The following is a 22,094-nucleotide window of genomic DNA, read 5'->3' on the forward strand; positions in this document are numbered from 1 at the left end:
GTTTACCAACCCGGATTTTGAATCAATTTTTTATTGACTATTAAATCGTGCTCCCGAATGGGCCAGAAATAGTCTTTCATCTCAAAGCTTTGATTGAAAAGCAATACTGGCTGGTAATAATAAATGGGATTTTCCTGATTAATATCCCATCCTGTAATCGGTTGACTTAGTGTTCTCTCAGCCTCTTTCCAACGACGCAAATCCCAGTACCGCCCACCTTCAAAAGCCATCTCGATCAACCGTTCCTGGTGTATGATTTCACGCAGACCTTCCTGACTCGTAAATTTTTCAGGGTTGTTGGAATGAGCCGGCCAGGCTTCTTCCACTGGTGTAAGTCCAGCTCTTTCACGAACCATGTTGATCCACTTCAATGATTCGGGCGATGGTCCTCCGACTTCATTTAATGCTTCGGCATAATACAGGTATAAATCAGCCAAGCGGATGATGGGCCATGGATATGACTGGACCTGATAGGTCGCATCCGTTTGGATTACATTTAAAAAATTCACTAACTTTTTTGCAAAATAGCCGGTGATGGAATATTGATCACCCCGTGACTTTCCTGAATAACTACCCAGTCTTCCTTCCAGGTGGTATAAATCTTCCTGATCGTATTTTCCCTGGCCATACCAGACTCCGCCATCAAATCCCAAACCGGCATAAAAACGCTCTTCCCGGTCAAAATTCAGTTTAGCGGTTTCATATCCCGGATAGATATACAGTGAATCTTCCAGGGACGCTGTATCAATTTCATACCGGTTGTGGTAATCCCAGGTCCGATCTTCATCGATCGGAACTCCATTAGCCGTGTAATACATTTCCGCTATCTTTATCGGAGGAGCGTACATGGCATGCGCACCAGTGGTTTTTGCGCCGGTTACTCCTACTGATGGATCCAGGATGGCTTGCGCCTGTGCTTGTATTTCCGAGGCCATGCTATTTGTTGAGCCCCAAATAATTTCCGAATTCCATTTTTCGGCCAGTGTATTGCGGATATTCATTTGGGTCTGGAGCTCCGGTCCCAGATTGTAAACATCGACCAAAGGGCGGAAATAATATAATTTATGTCCGGTGGCGTGACTTGCCTCAATGGCATCGAGACAAGCATCTGCAGCTTTTTGCCACTTTTCAGGCTGATATTGTTGATTAAAAAATGGTTCACCCTCTGCATTGGTAAAAAAGCTATAGTCGGTGTTCCCGTTAAAAAGCGGACTGGCAGCATTCATCAGAATCCGGGCTTTGATGGCCAATACAATGGGTTTCGTAATTCGTCCCATTTCGGAAACCGGATTGAGAATCGTCTCCGGCAGATCATCAGCTGATGCATCGAGTAAGTCGACAATGTAACTAAAACATTCATCCACAGGTTGTCTGATCACCTGAACTTCTGTAATATCTGAAGATACAGGCAGATTTTGATCAATGATGGGTATAGGACCATACATCCGAAGTAAAAACCAATGATAGTATGCTTTCAGGAACTTGACTTCTGCGGTCCACCTGGCCCGTTCACGCGAGGTCATATCAGGCACCTTGTCAATATTGTCCAGAAATATGTTACAATCTCTAATGGCCTGAAACATGGAGATCCCTCCTTTGTATCCGTCCCAAAAGTTGAGATAGGGATTCAGAATATTCTGATTGTCCCGGGCGATTTCCCAATTTTCCGGAGGTCGGAACACCGGAATGTTTTTATATGGGTAATAAAACCACACTTCATCGCCACTTAACAAAGCAGGGTTGTTCCCCGTATGCGCATGTTTGGGTAAATAAGAATAGCAGGTGAATAGGTATTTCTCCGCCTGGCTTCGCAGCTTAAAGGCATTGTCCACCGTCGCAATGTTGTCCGGCACAATGTCCAGATAATTACAGGATCCTGCGAAAAAGACCACGATAAACAATGGACCAAAGCTATTTTTCAACCTTGAACAGCATCTGACCACAGATTCGGTGACTACCTTTGATTTAAAATAATAGTATAAATTATATAGCATGATTGTTCTGTTTCCAGTTTGATTAAAATGAAATTTGTAAACCGATATTGTAAACTTTTTGAATGGGATAGTTCAGACCATTTCCGGCCATTTCGACATCCCACAGTTTGAAAGCGGACACGGACAGCAGATTTATTCCACTAAAATATATCCGGGCTTTTTCAAGGAAGAAACGATCAGCCAAGTGTTCGGGTAGGCTATACCCGACCTCTGCATGTTTTAATCGCAAGAAGGATCCATTTCTCATAAACCAGGTGTTTTGTTGTCGGTTATTCACATTGACATTGGGACTCAATCGGGGCCATAAAGCATACAAGTCCCGGTTATCCTCAGACCAGTGGTCATTGGCATAAGCTTCTAAAAGTTGATTTTTAAGATTCAACCCGTTCACCTTGCCGCTATACGCAAAGGGTGATGTCCGATTTACGTCGATCCAAAATGACTCCCGGGCCAATCCCTGAAAGAAAAATGAAAAATCGAAATCTTTGTAACCGAACGATCCACCAAACCCATAAATCACTTCAGGTGTGGTCGGATGTCCGATGGGGACCTGATCCAGTGTAGTTATCTGACCGTCACCATTTACATCCCGGTATTTGATATCTCCGCCCATAGGAACCTCGCCAAAATTCTGAACCGGCGAATTGAATACTTCCTCATCATCTACGAACAACCGTTCCGCTATATATCCCCACTGCTGATTGATGGGATAACCGATTCGGGATTTCCAGGGTTCGTTATCATAAATGGGTTCTTCGAAGGCTGAAAAGTGACTGGAGGCATACGTGAAGTTAGCCCGCGCTTGAATCCAAAACGAATTCCGGAAAAACTGAGAGTAATCCACCGACAAATCCACGCCACTTCCTTCAGCAGAACCTACATTGGCTTTGGGCACACTACTGGGATAAAGTCCCATCGTGGTCGGAATGAAAGAACGGGTCATCAAGATGTGGGTTCGTTCTTCTTTCCAGAAATCTGCCTGAAAATTCAGTTTATCAAAGAGTCCCACTTCAAATCCAAGGTTGGACTTATACGACCGTTCCCAAGTCACTTCAGGATTACCATACCGGTAGATGACGACCCCATTTTTGCGGTAGGTATTATCCAATCCAAAAACCGCAGACCGTCCACTGGCGTTGAGGCTGACTTCCGACAAGTAAAAAAACCGGTCCGAAGCACTTCCAATGGCATCGTTTCCTATAAGTCCATAGGTATATCTGACTTTGAATGTAGTCAGAAAATCATTGAGTCCACTCATAAAATCTTCATTGGATATCTCCCAGGCAATCCCACCAGAAGGGAAAAATCCATATCGGTTTGTCCGGTAAAATCGCTCTGATCCATTGTATCCAAAGTCAAATTCTGCAAAATATCGTTTATCGTATGAATAGGTAAATCGACCAGACAATCCAATGTTCCGGTGCGGCAGGGAGGTTTGCAAGGATCCGGCATTTCCATTCAATCGATTTTGCATCAGGAACACAAGCATACTTCCTACGGAGTGTTTATCTGCAAATACCCGGTTGTAGTTCGCGATCAACTGAATATAAGTTGTGGACCTTACATTTTTCGGCCCTTCAGAGTAGCTCAGATATTCCGTTCCCGTATCTTCATTGATGGGATCCAAGGTGTAGCTGTCGTTGTACTTGTCATAATACCCGACCTGATAATAGTACGGTCGATAGGCTCTGGCGACATCAAAATACGAATATCGGGTGGTATTGAATAAGCCATTGAAATCCAACCCCTCAGTGATAAAAGACAGATCTTGATTAAACGTAAACTGAGCCAGCATCAGTGATTGGTTGTATTCTTTGTAACCGCGAACAAGGTCCGCATAAGGGTTGACCAGATTTTCAGGACTGTTTCCAAAAAGGATGTGATCGACAAACTGGTACTGGCTATCCACAGGATAGAAAGCCGGAAAAGCCACCGGATCACTCCCTACCACTTCTCTATAAAAATGAGATCCACCTCCGATGGGTCCCACGTAATCATCAAAGGTACCATACAGCTTGATCCCCACCTCAGAGGTCTTGGTCAGGTTAACATTCACATTGGCACGAAGCTCATAGGTTTTAAGGTTGATGTTGTTGTTGAAATTATTTCGCTTATCTACCTTCAACAGTCCATTATCCTGATTAAGCGTAGCGGCCAGGTAATACCGGGCCACGGGTCCACCCCCAGACACATTCAGATTGGCACGTTGATTGACCGCGTTTTTCTTAAAAAGCAAATCCCTCCAATCTGTAGCGGGATATACCAAGGGGTTGGTTCCGGCAATGGTATTATCAATTTTTTGTTGGGGATACGGGGTAATACCCAGTGGATTGCGGGTAAGCACCGCTTCATTATTTAGTCTCATATAAGTGATCGGATCTGCCAGTTCCACTTCTTTGGTCGGGGTGGAAATGGAATTTTCGATCCGAAACGACACTTTTGCCTTCCCTTCTACACCCTCCTTGGTTTTGATCAGGATGACCCCATTCGCCCCCCGGGCACCATACAGGGCGGTCGCGGTGGCATCTTTCAGAATTGAAAAACTTTCAATATCATCGACTTGCATTCTTGCCAGTTCACGCGAGGACAATTCGATTCCATCGATCAGTATGAGCGGATCTTTCTTATATCCAAACGTGGTCACACCGCGGATAAAAAAATCAGCGTTATCCTGCCCGGGTTCACCGGAACGTTGGTACGCCACCATACCGGCCATTTGTCCGGCTAAGGCAGTGGTCAGATTACTGGATGGCACTTTCAGCTCCTTGGGACTCGTGGTGGTCACAGAACCGATCACTTCCTCTTTCTTTTGAGTACCAAATGCGACCACGACCACTTCATCCACCAGAGCAGCATCGGATTCCAGTATGACATTTATGCTACTTCGTCCGTTGACAGGCACCTCCTTTTTCTTGTATCCGACGTAAGAAAGAACCAGGGTCGCTTTTTCATTTACATCTTTCAATGTAAACTTTCCATCTATATCAGATGAAGTTCCTTTATCTGTTCCCTTCACCAAAATATTCACACCAATCAATGGTTCACCTTCATCATTGGTCACTGTTCCTGAAATATTCAGTTCCAATTTTTTCCTGTACAATCGATCCAGAGAAAGAGATTCCAACTGGACGATGGGTTTTCGGGCCAGGCCTTCTTTGACTTCCTGCCGATCGACAATTTCCTGAAAATGAACGATCATTTGTTTTAGTGATTCAATTCCCTCCTGATCACTTCTAAACACAGCGATGTATCTATTTTCAAACATTTGATACTGGAGGCTTGTTTGACTAAACACAGCTTCCAGAACTTCATCCACACTTTCGTGAGCCCCAGAAACGTATTCTACCTTTATATTGGCTACGATGGCCCGGTCATAGTTAAAAAAGACTTTATATTCTTTGCCAATACGCATGAATGCTTCTTCGATCAGAATCTCTTCATCCAATTCTGCCTCGGATGCATTACTCCAGGGCAAAAAGCACACCATGGCAATCAAAAAGCCCACTATATAAGAGAGCGCATGTGGCTTTAGGAATCGTTTTTCAATAGCTAGTGTCATCATTTGGTTATATTTAAAATTTAGAAGGTCCCTACCCTGGGTAAGACCAGTATTACTTTTTTTGAATCAAAACTTGATCGTTCTCTTTGGTTGTAATCCGAAGCTGTAGTGTTAACTCCATCAGACTTTTTACGGTATTCCAGTCTTTGTATGGCACGCCAATGGAGACCTTGGTGTCGAGCAGACTTTGATCCAGCACTTCAAAATGCTTCCCATATATATCTTCCAAGTGCTCAAGCATTTGCTTGAAATCGATATCGTGATACGCCAGGGTTCCATCTTTCCATTCGGTCATGGATTCCGCTGTTTCTGATTCGTGTTGTTTTAGCTTTTGCGAGCGGGCTGAATAAGCCAGGGACTCACCGGGTTCCATTATGATGGGGTTTCTGGCTGTTGAAGTCCTGCCGGGCACCCGGATTCTATCCTTCGAATATTGATCGTCAGTGGTCAAAGAGTCAAGCAGACCAAGCCGGATCGAACCACTTTCCAAATACACCTTCGTTTCTCCCCGTCGGTCAGCCACATTGAATGTCGTCCCAAGTACATCAATTAAAAGATCTGAGGTCTGCACCTGAAAAGGTAAACGAGCACTTTTATTTTCATAGTCAGGATGATCCGGTTTTGAAATATTTACATGTGCTACATCGAAAAAAGCTTCACCTTCCAGCTCAGCATATCGGACGGTGTCATTTTTCCAGTCATTTTTCCAGGTTAATCTGGAATTGGCATTAAGAATGATCGCTGTTCCGTCGTTCAATACAATATCTCTGGTCTCTCCAAACCCTGTCGTATACGTCAAATAATCAGGCCGGGACTCCCAGGTCCACCACACGGCCAAGGACACCATCAATGTCAAAGATGCCGCCACGCCCCACTGCCACATCTGGCGAATCAACACTCTTTTGTTCTCTATGTGACTTTTAGTTGCGCGTTTGTTTTTCTCTTCAACAATCTCTGCCCAGCTCAACTCAGGTAGGTGCGTTTGTTTGACATTCACATTCCACCGTTGACGCATCAAATCATCCAAGCCTTCAGGATCTTTGATATGTTTTAGTTGATCAAACAACTGCCTGGCTTCTGACGCTGTCAAATCTCTGTTCAGATGCTTTTCTAAAAGTTTTCTTATATCAGTGTGTTTGTCCACGCTCCATTTTTGAAATTACGGTTCCATTCATTAGGAATTAATAATATTTTAGATCTCTCTATTACCTATACAAGACTCTCCAAAATCTTAAATGTACTAGTGAATTCATAAAATTTATTAATTTAGGCGCAGATACAGGATTTTGAAAAGAGGATTTTAAAGAAGCTATATGAATAATGCATCAACTCAATCGGAGCAATTATTTCTAAAATACAGGGAAAGGGTTTTTGGTTTTTTTGTGGATTTTCTCAGCAACAAGGAGATAGCTCGAGATCTCACCCAGGATGTATTTGTTAAGATACTTCAACGTGAAAAAGCGTTGGACGACATCGATGACAAAGACGGCTACATCTACCAAATGTGTCGTAACCGCGCCTTTGACTACCTCAAAAAAGCAGCTTATCGAAAAGAATACTGGGCGTATATTTTAAGTTATCAAAAAGAATCCGAACCGGCGGTGGATCCGGCTGCAGACCTCAACATGAATCGGGAACACTACCGTCAAATGCTGGAGGGATATCTTTCTAAGCTCCCCCATCAACAACGTCTTATCTTCCACTTGAGTAAACGGGAAGGTCTTTCCCACAAAAAAATTGCGGCTCAACTTAATATTTCACCCCATACCGTGCGCAATCACCTGGCGCAGGCCATGAAAAACATTCGATCTGAAATTTCTCCTTCGGATCTGGAGATGATGTCACTATTGGCTGCCCTATATTGGGTGGTGTAGTAGCTCCATGCTGGTATAACACCGGTGCGCACAGTTTAGGGTAGCTCCGTTCCAGAAACTATCCTCGTACTAGCCTTCCACCGCACATGTCTGACAACATCTCAACTTTTAACAAAAAAGTAGCAGAAATTAATTGGCAAGATAGCCCATAAGGAATGAGTACTTCATCTTATAAGCCTTCACATCGAATACGAATTACCCTTTATTAGCGTATTCATAATCTTCCAGTATCACTTCGCCAAGTGGCAGACCAGATGGTTTGTGGGACTCGCTTTCGGCCAACTTGCTCCAGTTCTTCCAATGCCCGACGACATGGGGATCATTCATTCTTTTTTCATTGAAGTCCAGAAATTTATTTTTTTGTAACATCTGGCGCATTGCTCTTAAACCAGGTCACCCATAAATCTGACTGGAGTTGAATTTCTTCCTTGGTATTGCCAAGCACATCAGTCCCATACATACCAACTACAAATGTCTTTTCACCAACCCCCTGCCCTGGGCCCCAATAACCATTTGTTGGGATATAGGCCTTACCATCAAGCCAGGGTTTATAATCACCCATAAGCTCATCACTGAATTTAGAGAAATTTACTGAAAACCCTCCTACAACATCTATTCTGTGACGATGGCCCTCAAATTTCAACATTTCATCAACCTTCTCAGGTGCTAATCCAGGATAGTAAGAGTAGATCGGAGATGTGTAAAGCCATATGCTGAGTGAAAAGTTCAACCGTTCCCCCATTGCCATACCTGATCGTATTTCCACCTATTACTTTCCCAGTTTTATTTACCGGTCTATTCACTGCGAGCTCTACCCCTTGTGCCCCATTACTACCCGTTTCAACAATGACCTGAAATGCTAAAATTTCATTGTAAAAACCTTTTAGTTTGATCTTATGACCGTCCCAGGTATAATTATTGATTTTTGATGCGTGGTTTAAGTCATCTCTGAAAACTTTCTCTCCATCTCCAAGCACCCATACATCAGTTATTTGTGCGGTAACGGCAACCGGATTAATAAAGTTAAAAACAAGAAAATATAAACATAATCTTATATGCTGCTGAAATACCAACCGTTCTTTGTTCATACTATTTACTATTTGATCTATGCTAATTTTCCAATCTAATATTAAATAATAATTATTTTTTATTTTCAACATAGAGGAAATATTTTCTTGATTTCTATGATCGTTCCATCATAACTTTTCAGACTTTGCATAATTCTTAATCCTCCTCCGACACCCTGTACAACGAACTTTATTCTTCGCCCAACAATTTTACCCCATACAATCGACCAGGCTGAACTTGGTATCTTCCTGCTGGTGCCAGGAAGTATATCGTATTCTCACCTGCCTTCACCTGAACATTGAACTTTATTTCACCGGAATCGCTCTGGACGTTCCAGTACCCGGGCTTCAGGTCCGCCAATAAAATTTGAAAATTTCCTGAACCGGGAATTTCTATAGCAAAAGAGTCCCGAATCAAATCACTGTGGTTACTTATGCTCACCACCCGATCTGCCAAAATGACTACATCACTTTGTGGTGTTTCCAGTGTAGTCACAGGCAAAGGTGGCGTATCATCCGCTGTCATCTGGAGCACCGTCAAAAACCGGTCCCGCTTGGAGGGTTGCGATGGTGTGACCATAATGCGGTGCCCCGATACCTCTGGTTGCACCTGTGAAGGAACCTGGTATTGATACCCAAACGAGCTATTTGCTTCTTGACCACTAAAAACTTCAATCTTGCGCTCATTGTAGCCTGGTTTGACCATTTCGACGAAGGTGTTCCCGGTTTTACCATTGCGCTGATTATAGAGTCGCCACTGTTTTTCTTTGATTTCGGGAGGATTCAATGTGTTGATTTGCCAGTATTTTTGAAAATTCTCATGAGACGTAGTCATATCATCAGCCAAAATAATAGCTGCGGGAACATCATTGCGGTCGAGGTTCAAAAAACAAAAAGAACGGGTATAATCACTCATTTTAGAGGTATATGCCGCCGTCAAATCTGCCTTAAAATAACTAAACTGAGGCTGCTTCAGCTGAGGCCCCATGGCCGTAGATACTACCCGACCATTATCAAACCAGGGATCTGTCATTGCTTCTTCGGGTGTTCGTGGGAAACGCTGGTTCAGCCGGGTTCCCCCATCGTTCGACTCCGTATTTAAAAACTTCTCATCCGGATCCACCGCAAGCATCATGCTGTGCGCGATAGACCGTTTGTTGAAATTGTAATCATAGGGTGTACCATAAAATTTATAGATTCCCAGGTCGCCGAGCTGCTGTCCCCGGTAGTAAACCTGAATCGCTCCGGCATCCGAATGTTGGTGGTTCCCAAAATGATATCCACCGCCCTTTACCTCAGCCACGACGTCATCACTTTCCATACTGATATCCCACCCGGTCCGGGCGACCATGGAGCCCAATACAGGCCCAAAATCTTTGGTCAAAGGCAACGATTCACGGCTTTTATTGCCCATGAGCTCGGGATCATTCAGAAGCAGATACAACACCGGATTGTGAGGGAGTCCGCCTTGCCTTTGGAACTCTCCTTTCAAAACCGGGTCCCGGGCATAGGAATACATCATGAGCATGGTAATCGGTCGGTTCCAATAGTAGAATTCACCGGGTTTTCCGGCACTAAATCCATCCCCATCTCGAAGCATCTGACCGTCCGGGCGGCGCATATAATGCCAGTAATCCCCCATTCCTTTTATATTATTATCAAACACCGGTTCACCGGTCATCCGATAAAAAAGCCAGGCGGCGTGCATCTCCCAGGCAAACCGATAGGCGGCATAATTCACACCTTGATTGTGCCGCGGCGATTGATATTCAAACGCCCGCATGGGAACTAATTGTTCCAGGATGATATAGGATGTATACTGATAAGGCGTGGGGTCTTCATCGTATATGGCGATACTCATAGCCAAGAGGTCCCGATTGATCTGTGCTTCATTCCCGTGACCATTTACGATACTTTGCTTAAACGGTGGCCAACCACATTCCATGTCCATGGACAGTCTCATCAGACGTTCAACCATCTCATTCTTTTCATCCTCGGTCATCAGATCGTAGCACCAATCGTAAACCAGCGACGCGGTATAGATCGTCCGCCCCATTTCCCGTGTAATATCAAGAATATTTCCGAACGATACCACATCCAGATAGCTGCTCATCAAATCAATGGCTTCCCGGCCTATCATTTTGTCGTCTTCCATCAGATAATAAAACGCTTTGAGCTTGGCTGCTTTTTCCAATTCCACATCAAACGACATTTCAATGGTGGAATCTACTTCAAACTCAAACGGTTCTTTGGCCTCATCAGCTACTTTTTTCCAAATATGACTGTGCTCTTTGGATTCAAGCCGGTCTTTCACCAATGGCAAAGTTTGCGAATTCACCCAAAGTCTGGGGTGCTCCTTTGGTGGAAGAACTGTCGGTTTGTATTCTTCAACTTCGTTGGGTACGGCAGGGGCTACATACTTTTTAAGTTCCACAAAATCTAACCGAACACCACGAGGTAACCAGATTTTGAGCACTTGCGCCTCTCCGGATAACATAAACTTTCCCGTGGTTTGCCGGGGGCGGTTCCACGGCACATAAATGACCCGACTGGTTGCTCGCTGATCATCAAACTCCATTTTCATAAATAAGGATTCGTATTTGGAAGTAGCTGCTTCCATCAATGTTGCTCCCTCTTCATCAGTCTTTGCGTAAGTACTCATTACATAATATCCAGCTACAGGAGCTTTAAATTCAAAAAGAATATCCGGTTCCTCTCGTTCCATATCCAGCGCAGCCGGTACTCCGTTTTTGAGTGTTATTCCTTTTTTATTGGTTAATCGATCATCAGCTATTATCGTCGTGGTCCGGGAATTAATTTGTGCCTGGTCAGCGCCCATGCGATAAACGCCTGCTGCTTCAAAAGAGTCATAACTCACCTGAGCTTGTCCCGACCCACCGCAGAACAGGATCAATAGTAAAATCATTGTCAGTGCTTTGCAATCGCGGTTCATCATATTAAAAGTTGTTAGTTTTATGTAGTTTTCATCCGGCTACGAAGTTGCCGCCTGTGTAATTGGCGTCGAATATACCCAAACTTAATTTTTTGATCAAATGCATTAATATCCCTTTTCGATCCGATTGGGTTTTGTATCTTTTGAGAAAATTTTCGTACGATGGGAAAAGGCAGGCTCAAAATCGCTTTAATCACAGGCGGTTCCAAAGGCATCGGAAAAGCCCTTGGAACAGGATTAGCAAAAGTCGGATATCAGGTTATTCTGACTGGACGCCATGAAAAAGATCTGAAGAAAACCGTTCAGGAAATTGTCTCGCTGGGATACCAAAAACCAATCTATTATATCCTGGATATCACCAATTCCGGTCTGATCACACAAACCATCGATGCCATTGCAGCACAGTTTGGCCGTATAGATGTCCTTATTAACAATGCCGGCATACACCGTAAAGGAACACTGGATCTTTCTGAAAAAGATTTCAGAGAACTTTTGGAAACCAACATCACAGGTCAGTTTTTAGTAGCTCAGGCGGTGGTCCCATTAATGAAAAGACAACGATCCGGATATATATTCAATGTAGTATCTCGCTCTGCAACAGTAGGTTTTCCAGGTACCGGGGGCTATTGCGCTTCAAAGTGGGGGCTGCGCGGCCTCAGTGAATCACTGTACCGGGAATTAACCCCGATCGGCATCAAAGTAACCGCTCTTTGTCCCGCCTGGGTGGATACGGATATGGCGAACCGAGCAGGCAGTCCGTTGGCACCGGAGGACAGGATCCAGACACAAGATCTGTTTCACACCATCGAATGGTTGCTGAATTTATCTGACGGTGCGTGCGTAAAAGAAGTAGTAATTACGAATCCCCTGAGTTTGTGAATACCCTGGAGTGGGGGTGCCCCAAACCTTATGCTAACACTGGTCTGGGGCACAGCACCGAAATTCGACAATTAGAACGTCTAGTCCAGGTGTGGGGCGGATTTTAACCGCCAAACACCATAAATCGCAGGAGTGGGCTTATAAAAAGATCGCAATTGGGTAAGAAATTACTATATTCCATGTACTATAATAACCGATCATTATGAAAAACACACCGACCAGACGGACATTTCTAAAAACAATGATGACAGCGCCTGCTCTTTCCACTTTTAGTTTTCAGGTCCTAACTTCTACTTCTGATCACGGTAAGAAGGACTTACCCCATAAATTTAAACTCAGCCTTAACGTATATTCTTTCAACGCCCTGCTCCAACAAGGGGTAATAGACCTTTTTGACGTACTGGATTTCTGCGCTGAGTATAATTTTGAGGCCATCGATCCGACCGCGTATTACTTTCCAGGTTACCCGGAAGTACCAGCTGATGAATACATGCGGGAATTCAAGCGAAAGGCATTTCTGCTTGGCCTGGATATCAGCGGGACCGGTGTGCGGAATGACTTTGCCAATCCGGATGCAGACAGCCGGCGGGATGATATTGAATTAATCCGTCAATGGACGGAGGTCGCCTTCAAGATGGGGATTCCCGCTCTTCGAATATTTCCAGGGCATCACGATCACTCCGGATATGCTCGGGAAGAAGTTTTTGAATGGATGGCCAGGGACATCAAAACCTGCTGCAAAACTGGCGAAAAATATGGTGTGATGATCGCAGTGCAAAACCACAATGGATTTTTAAAAACCGCAGCTGATGTTAACCATCTTTTTACATTGGTTGACTCGGACTGGATGGGATTGAATCTTGATATCGGCAGCTACCGGCAACATCCCCCCTATCAGGAAATCCAAAAAAATATCCATAAAGCGATTACTTGGCAGATCAAGGAAAATGTATGGATCGAAGATCAAGAAACACCCACGGATTTTGAGCGATTGATGCCGATTATCCAAAGATCCGGTTACCGGGGTTACTAACCACTTGAGACACTTGGACCGGGAGATCCCTACGAGAAAGTACCAGTTTTGTTGGATAAAGTGCGGAGAGCAATGTAACTGGTTATTGGGACGCTTGGCTTTAGGACGTTTCACTTTGATTATTATAGCAGGGATTTCGTTCCAGGCTTTCTAACTTTCAGCTTCCAGCCTCAAACCTCTCGATTCAATCGCATTATTCCTTTTGCGTTCAGCAGACTTATTGTGTAAATAAATCAAAAATCAATTACTACGGTATGAAATTCGCACATCCTGAATTTCATCGTGTGTGATCAAATTGTGCGTCCATTTTCAACTTTCAATTTTCAATTTTCAATTGATTCATGGATGGATCCATGCCCCTCTGTACTTCCGTCTCAGTAAACCGGTCGCTTCCGCATCATCTTTTACCACCCGTTGCCCTGCATCATATTCCAACGCCCGTCCCAGCTCCATGGAGAGGTTTCCCAATATACAACTCGCGGAGGATATATGCCCTTCACGGATATCGGCCACTGGTTTTCTCCCAGCGTCGACCGCAGCGATAAAGTTCAACATATGTCGTCGTGTTGCGGGGGCCACATGGAGCTCATTATGACTTTCTGTGACATCTTCGGGAAACTCTTCTTTTTCATACAAGACATCGCCGTGCACCACTTTCCCTTCGCCCCTGGGCGTAAAATTATATTTATGGACACTGCCCGCCAGAGTTCCTTTTTCACCGTATATCTTAAAACCCCATGGGTATTCCGCGTCGACCGAATTGCCCCAACTTCGGTGATTCCAGACACATTTTAGATTCGGGTATTCAAAGGTAGCTGTCTGGGTATCCGGGGTGTTGGATTTGCCGTCTTTCTGAACTAAGATGCCCCCCGTAGAATAGATTCGCTCCGGCCAGTCCAGGTTCAGCATCCAACGTACGGTATCAAACATATGAACGCCCATATCACCAATGATTCCGTTGGAATATTCCATAAAGGTCCGCCACCACCCCCGGTGAGGTAATTTATCATACGGGCGGAGGGGTGCAGGACCGGTCCACAGATCGTAATCCAAAAAGTCAGGAACAGGCGTCACTGATGGGTTGCCGTTTGCTCTCATGTGGTAATAGCAAAACATCTCTACATAAGCCACCTTCCCGAGAAGCCCGGCATCAACAACCTTTTCTTTCGCTTCTATAAGATGAGGTGTACTTCTTCGTTGCGTGCCAACCTGAACGATTCTGTTGTATTTTCGGGCTGCAGCCAGCATCGATTCACTTTCGATAACATCCACACCAGTAGGTTTTTGGACGTACACATGGGCTCCGGCCTTCACCGCATCAATCATTGTCAGCGCATGCCAATGATCCGGTGTCCCAATTAATACTAGATCAAATTCATGGTTGGCCAGCATGTTCCGGTAATCCCTATAAGTCTGAGGTAGTTTGGAAGGCTGTATCCGGCTATTCACCAATTCCACCGCTTCAGCTAAATGATGCTGATCCACATCACACAAAGCCACGACCTCTACCGGAGCTACTTGCATCAATCGGGCGAGGTCACTTTTACCATACCAGCCGCAGCCGATCAAACCAACCCGCCAGTTTTTCTCTCTGTGAAAGAGGTCCAGCCCATAATCACCCATAGTTGCTAATGCCAAAGTTGCAGAGCTGTTTTTCAGGAAGTGTCGGCGATTGATGTTGAAGTGCATGGTACTTTTGAAGGTAAGATAAATAATTTTGGTTAACCCGCTTTATTCACCACGTCATTCTTTGATGATGGTCTGGCTACAGAGGGAGGCTAACCTGACAGCCTTTTGTTCATAAATTACCTGTGAAAAGAAAGGTTGGAGTTATTATCCAAATACTTAGCCGCCTGTCAACCTTCGGGCGAGGGCAACCTAAGCACTGACAAGACTTTATGAACATCCAAATTAAATAGTATAAAGAAACAAACTGACATATTTATCAAAAACCATCTTCAACCAGACGCTTCAGTTTTTAAACACGCTGTAAATCCCATTTTAGCACGATAAACATGCCCCAATGTTAAACCACCTGGTTAAAAAGGCGATAAGCACATACGTCGTTCACTTACATCATCCCCTCTACCGTAACCTCAACCTTAATACTCGCCTCACCCCTTTTCTTCTTCCTGCATCAGCCAATACAACCCTTTTACCCCAATACGAATATCATCCAATTTAAATAACACCAATATTTTCTCTAGATAAGCCAGCGCGCCCCACCCTACGGCAAGATAATAGAACCACTCGTAGAAGCCAAAAACGAACAATACAAAGAAAAATACACCCTGAAGGTAACCGGCTATAACCGCACCATACAGATGCAATCCAGGTATCTTACCAAACCGGGAAAACCCTACAACATAACTCAACACGAAGACAGCTAGAAATATATAAAGCAACCACGCATGCGGTTCAATCTCTGTCCATTTGAATATAAACAACCCCAATAACGCCATGGCAAACGTAAACACGTCTGCGAGATTGTCAAGTGCGGCTCCGAAATTGGTTTGCAATTTCCAGATCCGGGCAATATTTCCATCCAGGATATCCGAAACCAAACTAATACAAATGAGAATTACAAATTCTTCTTCCCGGCCGGTCAGCGCCATGAATAAGATCACCGGAAAAACCAATAGTCGATATAAGCTCAGGAGGTTGGGTACATTGAGTACATTTTCACCGCGGACGTATATTTTCTTCATGAGATTTTACAGCTTCTTAAATAGCATTCACAATTCCTAATTAACCGAAGTCATTGTTGACTTTTTACCGCACTTTTCTCCGTGATGTTATCCAGATAATAGGCTAGCATGGCAAAAACACTGGATTCGTTGACTTCGCGGTGAAGCGGAGAAATCACCTTATCCCGTTGTCGTGTGTCAAAGTCAATATCAGTATCGATGTAATTTCCGGTAAAGGCCATCCCGGCCAATACCATTCTTTCCAACTCATTCATATCTTCTTTTTGAATGTCTTTCTCTGGAACAAGTTCCACTGACGTCAAATCACTTATACTTCGAATAATCTGTCGATTGGACATCGGATGATTGGCCACAAAATTCATAATTACAGGGACCTCATCCGTAGCTACTACCTCCATCAGATCAGCAATCACGGTGTCAATAGAGATTAAATTCTGCGTTGCATCGGGATCTGCATGAATCCGTATTTTCTGATTGGGGTACTGCTGTGCCAAAGCATGGACACGTTTTGCAAAATCGAATATGCCATAACTGGTTCTGGTTACACCTGACCGACTATTACCGACTACTTGAGATAAGCGAATGACGTGGGCATTAATGGGATATTCTGCCATAAACTCCTGCAGCGCATTCTCAGCAAGACGTTTGGATTGTTCATAATAATTTCTAAATTGAGAAATATCTGCTTCCGGGTAGAATTTTTCCTCAAAGACATCTGAATACACTCCACAAGAATAGGCGGTACTTATAAAGAAGAATCGACCTTTCTCAGAAGCATATTTTTGAAATATATTCAATGCATTTTTGAGCCCGTTGATATTGGTATCAAATATCTCTTCTTTCGACCGAAAATCAAATTTTAGACTGGCAGCAAAATGATAGTAGTCTAAATGGCCTTCAAAAATAGATGCAATAGTTTCTTCACTGAGCGAAAAGTTGGGAGCAAGAAGCGTATAGTCAATGACGGTCAGCGTTCCCGAATCTTGAACAGGATCCAACGTGGTGTCTTCCAAGGCTTCCTGCATTCGATCCACAGCAGAAGCTTCACTGCTTCCTCGGACCAACGCAACTACATGATAGTCTTGTGACAATAATTTGTGTACAAAATGTGAGGCAACAAAACTATTGGCACCGGCGATTATGACTTTTTTCATAGAAGGTTTTACTTTTTAGATGCACATTCATGCGCTCGACCGAGCACTGAATATCTTTTGCAGTATATTTAATTCCATTTTACTATTATTGTTCATTTCATTATAATATTTGCGGTATTAAATCAAGATCCAGACCGTCAGTTGAACGCTCAATGGAATGGTCAAGTTATCAGAACCTCGCCAACTCAACAATTCAGCTAATGTACTTACAATTGCGATATTTATGGACATCAATACCATTTTATTCAAAGTCCATTCGCTCCACCAATTCAATATGATGAGACTCAAAATGGCGCTGGCACACAGGAATGCAAATGAACCCACCACTGTTTTCTTGGTAGGAATCCCGGGCAATGAAAGTGTTCTGTTGTACTTTTTCACAGACATTCCTGCTAATGCAGCGACAGGATCACAAATTGCTAAAATGGTTATAGGTAAAATATACATCACAGGATCTCCACTGAAAGTATATCCAAGAAAAGTAAAATATATGGCGAGGGGCAACAGGTAACTGCCATACGAATTTCGTGCTATATCATGTATCGAATTCAATTGACGGATCCGTTGGGAAGACCACAAAACCACGAAAAATAAAGCTGCAAGAAAAAACACGTACCAATGGCTGGAAAACAAGAACGGGAAAGGCAACGTGGCTAAGGTGGCTAAAACGTGAGCTATTTTCCGGCTATATTCACCCTTTATTTTGAACCACCTGTAATTAACCTCATTGAAAATAAGCAGCAAGCTAATTCCAAAGAGATACCCCAAAGAAATCAACAGTACGTTATCCATCCGGCTAATTATTAGTTCGATCCACAAATATCAATAAAAAATGTAAAATAAATGACCACCCATGCTCCGCCAGCAATAAGACTGTCAAATCGATCCAGGAAACCACCATGGCCGGGAATAATTTGACTATAATCTTTGACTTTGTATTTCCGTTTGTACAGCGATGCCATCGCGTCACCTAAAAACGCAAACAGGATAATTCCAGTGGTTAATAGGAGGCGCTCTTGCAGGGATGCATCATACAGTCCTGCCAAAAATAAACTACTAACTAGTGCGATAAGTGCGCCACCCACTATTCCACCAACTGTTTTATTGGGACTGATGGTGGGAAGTATGGGTTTTCGACCCCACAATTGGCCGGAGATCTGACTAAAACTATCGAAAATGGAAACGATCAAAAACCCGTAGAGAATTAAATTTTGTTTCAGAAAGCCGAATAGAATAAAGCCCACGGACAGCAGAAGAAATACAAGCATGGATGCAAAGAAAAATCCAGTTAATTGACGGCCCGATTTCCCATACAATCGGGCTAATTCAATCGATCCTATGCCGATAATCACAATACTCCAAAACTGAAAAAGAACAGGCCAGAATGAAATACTAAAAAAAAGTATATGGATGATCAGAAAGTAAGTACCAAACTTGATATAACTTTTTCGAGCGATTTCACGGGATTTTTTTCGATTGATGACATAAAATCCTACAGCACCGAGAATAAAATAGCCCAGGATAACCAGGTAAATCGTCCAGATCAACGGGGTGATATATACTTCTTGTCCCATCAGCTCCAGATCATAACTATTCCCAACAAAGCCATTATGACCGCAAATATATATCGCACATTCCCTTCTGATTTTACAGTATCCATTTTAGACAGTAAAAGAGGACCAATGCTGGCTCCGATCGCAGAACCTGCCGTGAGAAAGATCACGAGCGTCAGGTCAATTTTCCCCACTAAAAAGTGAGAGCCAATGGCAAAAATAGTATTTGACGCTACGATAAGCAGCGATGTTCCCACTACAATCTTGATGGAAGCTTTTAAAGAAAACAAACCTGCTAACAATGGAGCAGCTCCACTGGTGCCGAAAGCACCGGTTATGGTGCCCGCAGAGAATCCAAAAAACGAGCTTTTGATTATAGTTTTCCTGGTAAATGGAGCTGTTTTTCCTGTAATGTTCTTGGTCAACAAATCCATACTTTGGGTATTGAAAAAAATATAGATTCCCATGCATATCGAATAAATTCCAAAAACATTTTGCAGACCGTCATCACTAAATTGGTTCGCCAATGCGACTCCCGCAAATGCTCCAAATAACCCGGCTGCAGCAAACATCAAGCCCACCCGGACATTCACATTACCTTTTTTATAGTGAACAAATGAACCTATCAAACCCACAGGAAGTGTGGCGACCAGGGATGTAATCACCGCCGTATGTGTCGGGACACCGATAATAAGCACCAAGACCGGAAGAAAAACAAACCCGCCTCCCCCACCGACCAGTGTTCCCAGTAAGCCCACGATTAATCCGATAACCGGAAGAATATAGTATATGGGTTCAATGGGTGAGTAAAAGATCATTTCAGGCGTGTAGGTGATTTGTTTTCGTGGGCAATATTACAAATAAAATGCGAGAAAATAAGTAGTGCGGATATGAGTGAATGCAGTCTCGGCTCGCTCGAGACCATAGGTAGTCAATCTGCCTCTGATGAAGAAACCGAAACATCCTAGTTTTGGGCGGGTAAGCATTAATTGCATTTAAAAAAATATAAACATATAGCCTCAGGCATAGTATTCTATTTCTAGGAGTTCGTAATAGGACCGAATGTAGTCTCATCTCCGTAAAGCCGAGCTGTGACAGAAAGTTCAGTATGACTGAGCAAAATCTCGCCAAGGGCGAGAACGAATGTGGTCAATCCACATTACCCGTCTTGGCTGTGGGAGAGCTCTGTCCCGAGGATAAAGGATGAATCAAAAGTAAAACGTCAACCAAATTTGGGCTATGTAACAGGTCCAATTTTGGGAATTAGGCAATTGATGCACTGGAAATTATGCATCATAATAGTTGGACGTGGTGGATAAAGCGGGCTAAACTAAAAAAGGCCGCTTCATAACGAAGCGGCCCTATAATTCACCAATAAAAAGATTTATTATTGTTGCTCACCTGACCACCACAACGGGGTAGAAACTTCATCCGGTCCGTTCAGGAAATTAACTGCCTGAGAATAGCCTTCCGGCACATTACTTTCCAGATTGGAAGGGTAAGGCAATCGCTGAGGGAAAAATTCCCAGCGGCTTTCCATAAAATTACTGGAATTCAGAGCCGGCAAGTTGGGCAATGATTTCTCTACAGCTGGATTCTCAAAAAATGGTAAACCAAGCCGTCGATGGTCATTCCAGGTTTCCAAAGGTAACCACGGGGACTGTGCAATAAACTTCTGTGTCATGATTTTCGTCAACGCATCATTCTTTACATTACCATTCTCATATAAATCATTGTCCGGATAGCTGAATTCCACCGTGCCAGCTTCATCCGTGTATCCGTTCACATAGTCCATAGTTACCGTAGCTGGTGGTTCTGCGGTATGATTCCACGCTACTGATGTACCGACGCGATTGTAGTCTTCTGAAGTCAGATACGTCGTAACAAAATCCGTCACATCCCAATACGCAAAGCTTTGTTTGATTCCTTCCTCATAAGCTTCCTGACCACTCATAGGCACACTCCAACCTCTCACTGCGGCTTCAGCAATCAGAAAATAGGATTCCCAAGATCCGAAGAAAATCCGCTTGGAAGTGCCATTTCGGAAACTATTGGCCAGTCGAGGCACGGCACCAGCATGGGAGTATACCTGGTTTTTGGAACCTTTATCGCCCCAGTTACCAATGGAGGGCGCATTCCAGGTAAATGCTGCATCGATCTCTTTCACGACGGTATTCCCATCATCTGTGACCAGATTCCTTACCGTTTCTCCGGTAGTTCCCAAGCTCCACGATGGATAGCGGTTCATTTCCGGATTGGCAAAGTCGCCAGGTATGGGGAACTGAACATAAGACCGGGGATCGATGGTCTGGTGTAGACCGTCAAACCAATATCCGGCTGAAGGATCATTCGTCATTGTAGTAAAGTGATCTTCATATCTGGCACCCAGATAGTTGGCTGGTTTGATGTATTGAAGCAGTGAATCTGCCAATTGAACTTCACTCGGGACACCACCCAGTCCAATCATAAGATTGTTCATCGTGGGGGACAAGTATTGCATATTCCATTCTCGTGTCATCACCCCGGTCAATGCACTCCAGCCGCCGGTTTCCTGTACCGCAAAATTATCATCAAGCGTCGCTATAAATTGATTGGTTCCGGCAGCTGCTTCAAAATGCTGTTGAGCTGTTCCAGGATCGGTTTCCGAAAGCCGCATGGCTAATCTCATCCGCATGGAGTTTCCGTATTGGACCCATTTGGTAAAATTGTATGAATACGCCGGATCAAGATCCTGAATAGTGTTGGGAACACTAATTGACGCATCAATCTGTCCCACTGCATCGGCCAGTTCTGTCAACAAGAAAGAATACACATCTTCCACGCTGTCAAAGTCAGGATTTACACCTTGAAACCCATTTATTGGTAATGGTCCAAAATTATCCGTCATTTCACTTAAAAGATAGGCACGCCATATTCGCGCAACCTGTTTCAAATTATTGGTATACTCCTTGAATTGTCCACTTTCAATTTGCTGATCGGCAATTTCAATGGCCGAATACGAATTGTTGAGCCAGTCAGAAACATATCTGAAATAATCCGAGGACCAACCATCGTTGTAGCTACCTACAGGTAAAGTATTCGTGCGATCCATCCGTCCGGCTGCTTTCCAATACAATACAAACGCCCTTTCTGCGATGTGAGGATCCATCTGGGCTCCGACTATGGAATTATTTATAAAGTATTCAACCTGCACCTGGTCAGCGTTTGCTGCAGTGGGGTTAATGTTGATCTCTTCAAAATCCGAACAAGCAGCCAAGAAGCTGATTGCAAGTACGGTAAGAAGACAATATATTAATTTGGTTTTCATATTATTTATCATT

17 protein-coding genes are annotated in these 22,094 nt (G+C 43.7%); 3 read left to right on the top strand and 14 right to left on the bottom strand.

Features of this window, described 5'->3' with window-relative positions; translation table 11 throughout:
- Positions 1–2: 2 nt before the first annotated feature.
- The 3 genes from KUV50_RS04355 to KUV50_RS04365 form a co-directional block, all read right to left on the bottom strand.
- Positions 3–1,922 carry a RagB/SusD family nutrient uptake outer membrane protein gene (locus KUV50_RS04355; RefSeq protein ID WP_222578874.1) on the bottom strand — a complete coding sequence of 640 codons (1,920 nt, stop codon included), beginning with the start codon at positions 1,920–1,922 and terminating at the stop codon, positions 3–5.
- 94 nt (positions 1,923–2,016) lie between these two features.
- Complete coding sequence (locus tag KUV50_RS04360) at positions 2,017–5,556, bottom strand: SusC/RagA family TonB-linked outer membrane protein (protein WP_222578875.1); 3,540 nt, start codon at positions 5,554–5,556, stop codon at positions 2,017–2,019.
- Between the two features lie 49 nt (positions 5,557–5,605).
- Positions 5,606–6,697 (bottom strand): FecR family protein, encoded by a 1,092-nt coding sequence (locus tag KUV50_RS04365; protein WP_222578876.1) that lies wholly within the window; start codon positions 6,695–6,697, stop codon positions 5,606–5,608.
- A gap of 169 nt (positions 6,698–6,866) precedes the next feature.
- Between KUV50_RS04365 and KUV50_RS04370 the strand changes: the two genes are divergently transcribed.
- Entirely contained in the window at positions 6,867–7,427 is a 561-nt protein-coding gene (locus KUV50_RS04370) for an RNA polymerase sigma factor (protein WP_222578877.1), read from the top strand.
- 195 nt (positions 7,428–7,622) lie between these two features.
- Here the strand turns inward: KUV50_RS04370 and KUV50_RS04375 are convergent, their stop codons facing one another.
- The 4 genes from KUV50_RS04375 to KUV50_RS04390 all read right to left on the bottom strand — a co-directional run bounded on the left by KUV50_RS04375 (position 7,623) and on the right by KUV50_RS04390 (position 11,450).
- A complete protein-coding gene (locus tag KUV50_RS04375; protein ID WP_222578878.1) occupies positions 7,623–7,796 on the bottom strand; it encodes a DUF5000 domain-containing lipoprotein in 174 nt (57 codons plus the stop codon).
- Entirely contained in the window at positions 7,780–8,073 is a 294-nt protein-coding gene (locus tag KUV50_RS04380) for a hypothetical protein (RefSeq protein ID WP_222578879.1), read from the bottom strand. The genes KUV50_RS04375 and KUV50_RS04380 overlap by 17 nt, the downstream gene beginning before the upstream one ends.
- Positions 8,074–8,086: 13 nt before the next feature.
- Positions 8,087–8,587, bottom strand: coding sequence for a hypothetical protein (locus KUV50_RS04385; protein ID WP_222578880.1), 501 nt, complete (start codon positions 8,585–8,587; stop codon positions 8,087–8,089).
- A 97-nt stretch (positions 8,588–8,684) separates the two neighbouring features.
- Positions 8,685–11,450, bottom strand: a complete 2,766-nt coding sequence (locus KUV50_RS04390; protein WP_222578881.1) for a hypothetical protein — start codon at positions 11,448–11,450, stop codon at positions 8,685–8,687.
- A 159-nt stretch (positions 11,451–11,609) separates the two neighbouring features.
- On the opposite strand from KUV50_RS04390, the gene KUV50_RS04395 reads away from it, so the two are divergent.
- A complete protein-coding gene (locus tag KUV50_RS04395) occupies positions 11,610–12,326 on the top strand; it encodes an SDR family oxidoreductase (RefSeq protein ID WP_222578882.1) in 717 nt (238 codons plus the stop codon).
- 202 nt (positions 12,327–12,528) lie between these two features.
- Positions 12,529–13,359, top strand: a complete 831-nt coding sequence (locus KUV50_RS04400; RefSeq protein ID WP_222578883.1) for a sugar phosphate isomerase/epimerase family protein — start codon at positions 12,529–12,531, stop codon at positions 13,357–13,359.
- Positions 13,360–13,698: 339 nt separating this feature from the next.
- On the opposite strand, the gene KUV50_RS04405 is transcribed toward KUV50_RS04400, so the two are convergent.
- The 7 genes from KUV50_RS04405 to KUV50_RS04435 all read right to left on the bottom strand — a co-directional run bounded on the left by KUV50_RS04405 (position 13,699) and on the right by KUV50_RS04435 (position 22,081).
- Entirely contained in the window at positions 13,699–15,048 is a 1,350-nt protein-coding gene (locus tag KUV50_RS04405) for a Gfo/Idh/MocA family protein (RefSeq protein WP_222578884.1), read from the bottom strand.
- Positions 15,049–15,473: 425 nt separating this feature from the next.
- On the bottom strand, positions 15,474–16,067 hold the full coding sequence (locus tag KUV50_RS04410) for a CDP-alcohol phosphatidyltransferase family protein (protein ID WP_222578885.1): 594 nt from the start codon (positions 16,065–16,067) through the stop codon (positions 15,474–15,476).
- Positions 16,068–16,117: 50 nt separating this feature from the next.
- Positions 16,118–17,221: an SDR family oxidoreductase gene (locus tag KUV50_RS04415; RefSeq protein WP_222578886.1), complete on the bottom strand. Its 1,104-nt coding sequence runs from the start codon at positions 17,219–17,221 to the stop codon at positions 16,118–16,120.
- 117 nt (positions 17,222–17,338) lie between these two features.
- Positions 17,339–18,013, bottom strand: coding sequence for a hypothetical protein (locus KUV50_RS04420; protein WP_222578887.1), 675 nt, complete (start codon positions 18,011–18,013; stop codon positions 17,339–17,341).
- Positions 18,014–18,024: 11 nt separating this feature from the next.
- Positions 18,025–18,795 carry a phosphatidate cytidylyltransferase gene (locus tag KUV50_RS04425; RefSeq protein WP_222578888.1) on the bottom strand — a complete coding sequence of 257 codons (771 nt, stop codon included), beginning with the start codon at positions 18,793–18,795 and terminating at the stop codon, positions 18,025–18,027.
- Positions 18,795–19,592 carry a sulfite exporter TauE/SafE family protein gene (locus KUV50_RS04430; protein ID WP_222578889.1) on the bottom strand — a complete coding sequence of 266 codons (798 nt, stop codon included), beginning with the start codon at positions 19,590–19,592 and terminating at the stop codon, positions 18,795–18,797. Before KUV50_RS04430 ends, KUV50_RS04425 begins: the two co-directional genes overlap by 1 nt.
- A 569-nt stretch (positions 19,593–20,161) precedes the next feature.
- Positions 20,162–22,081, bottom strand: coding sequence for a SusD/RagB family nutrient-binding outer membrane lipoprotein (locus KUV50_RS04435; RefSeq protein ID WP_222578890.1), 1,920 nt, complete (start codon positions 22,079–22,081; stop codon positions 20,162–20,164).
- Positions 22,082–22,094: the final 13 nt, after the last annotated feature.

Origin of the sequence: Membranihabitans marinus, from assembly GCF_019802045.1 — a bacterium.
Taxonomy (GTDB): Bacteria; Bacteroidota; Bacteroidia; order Chitinophagales; family Saprospiraceae; genus Membranihabitans; species Membranihabitans marinus_A.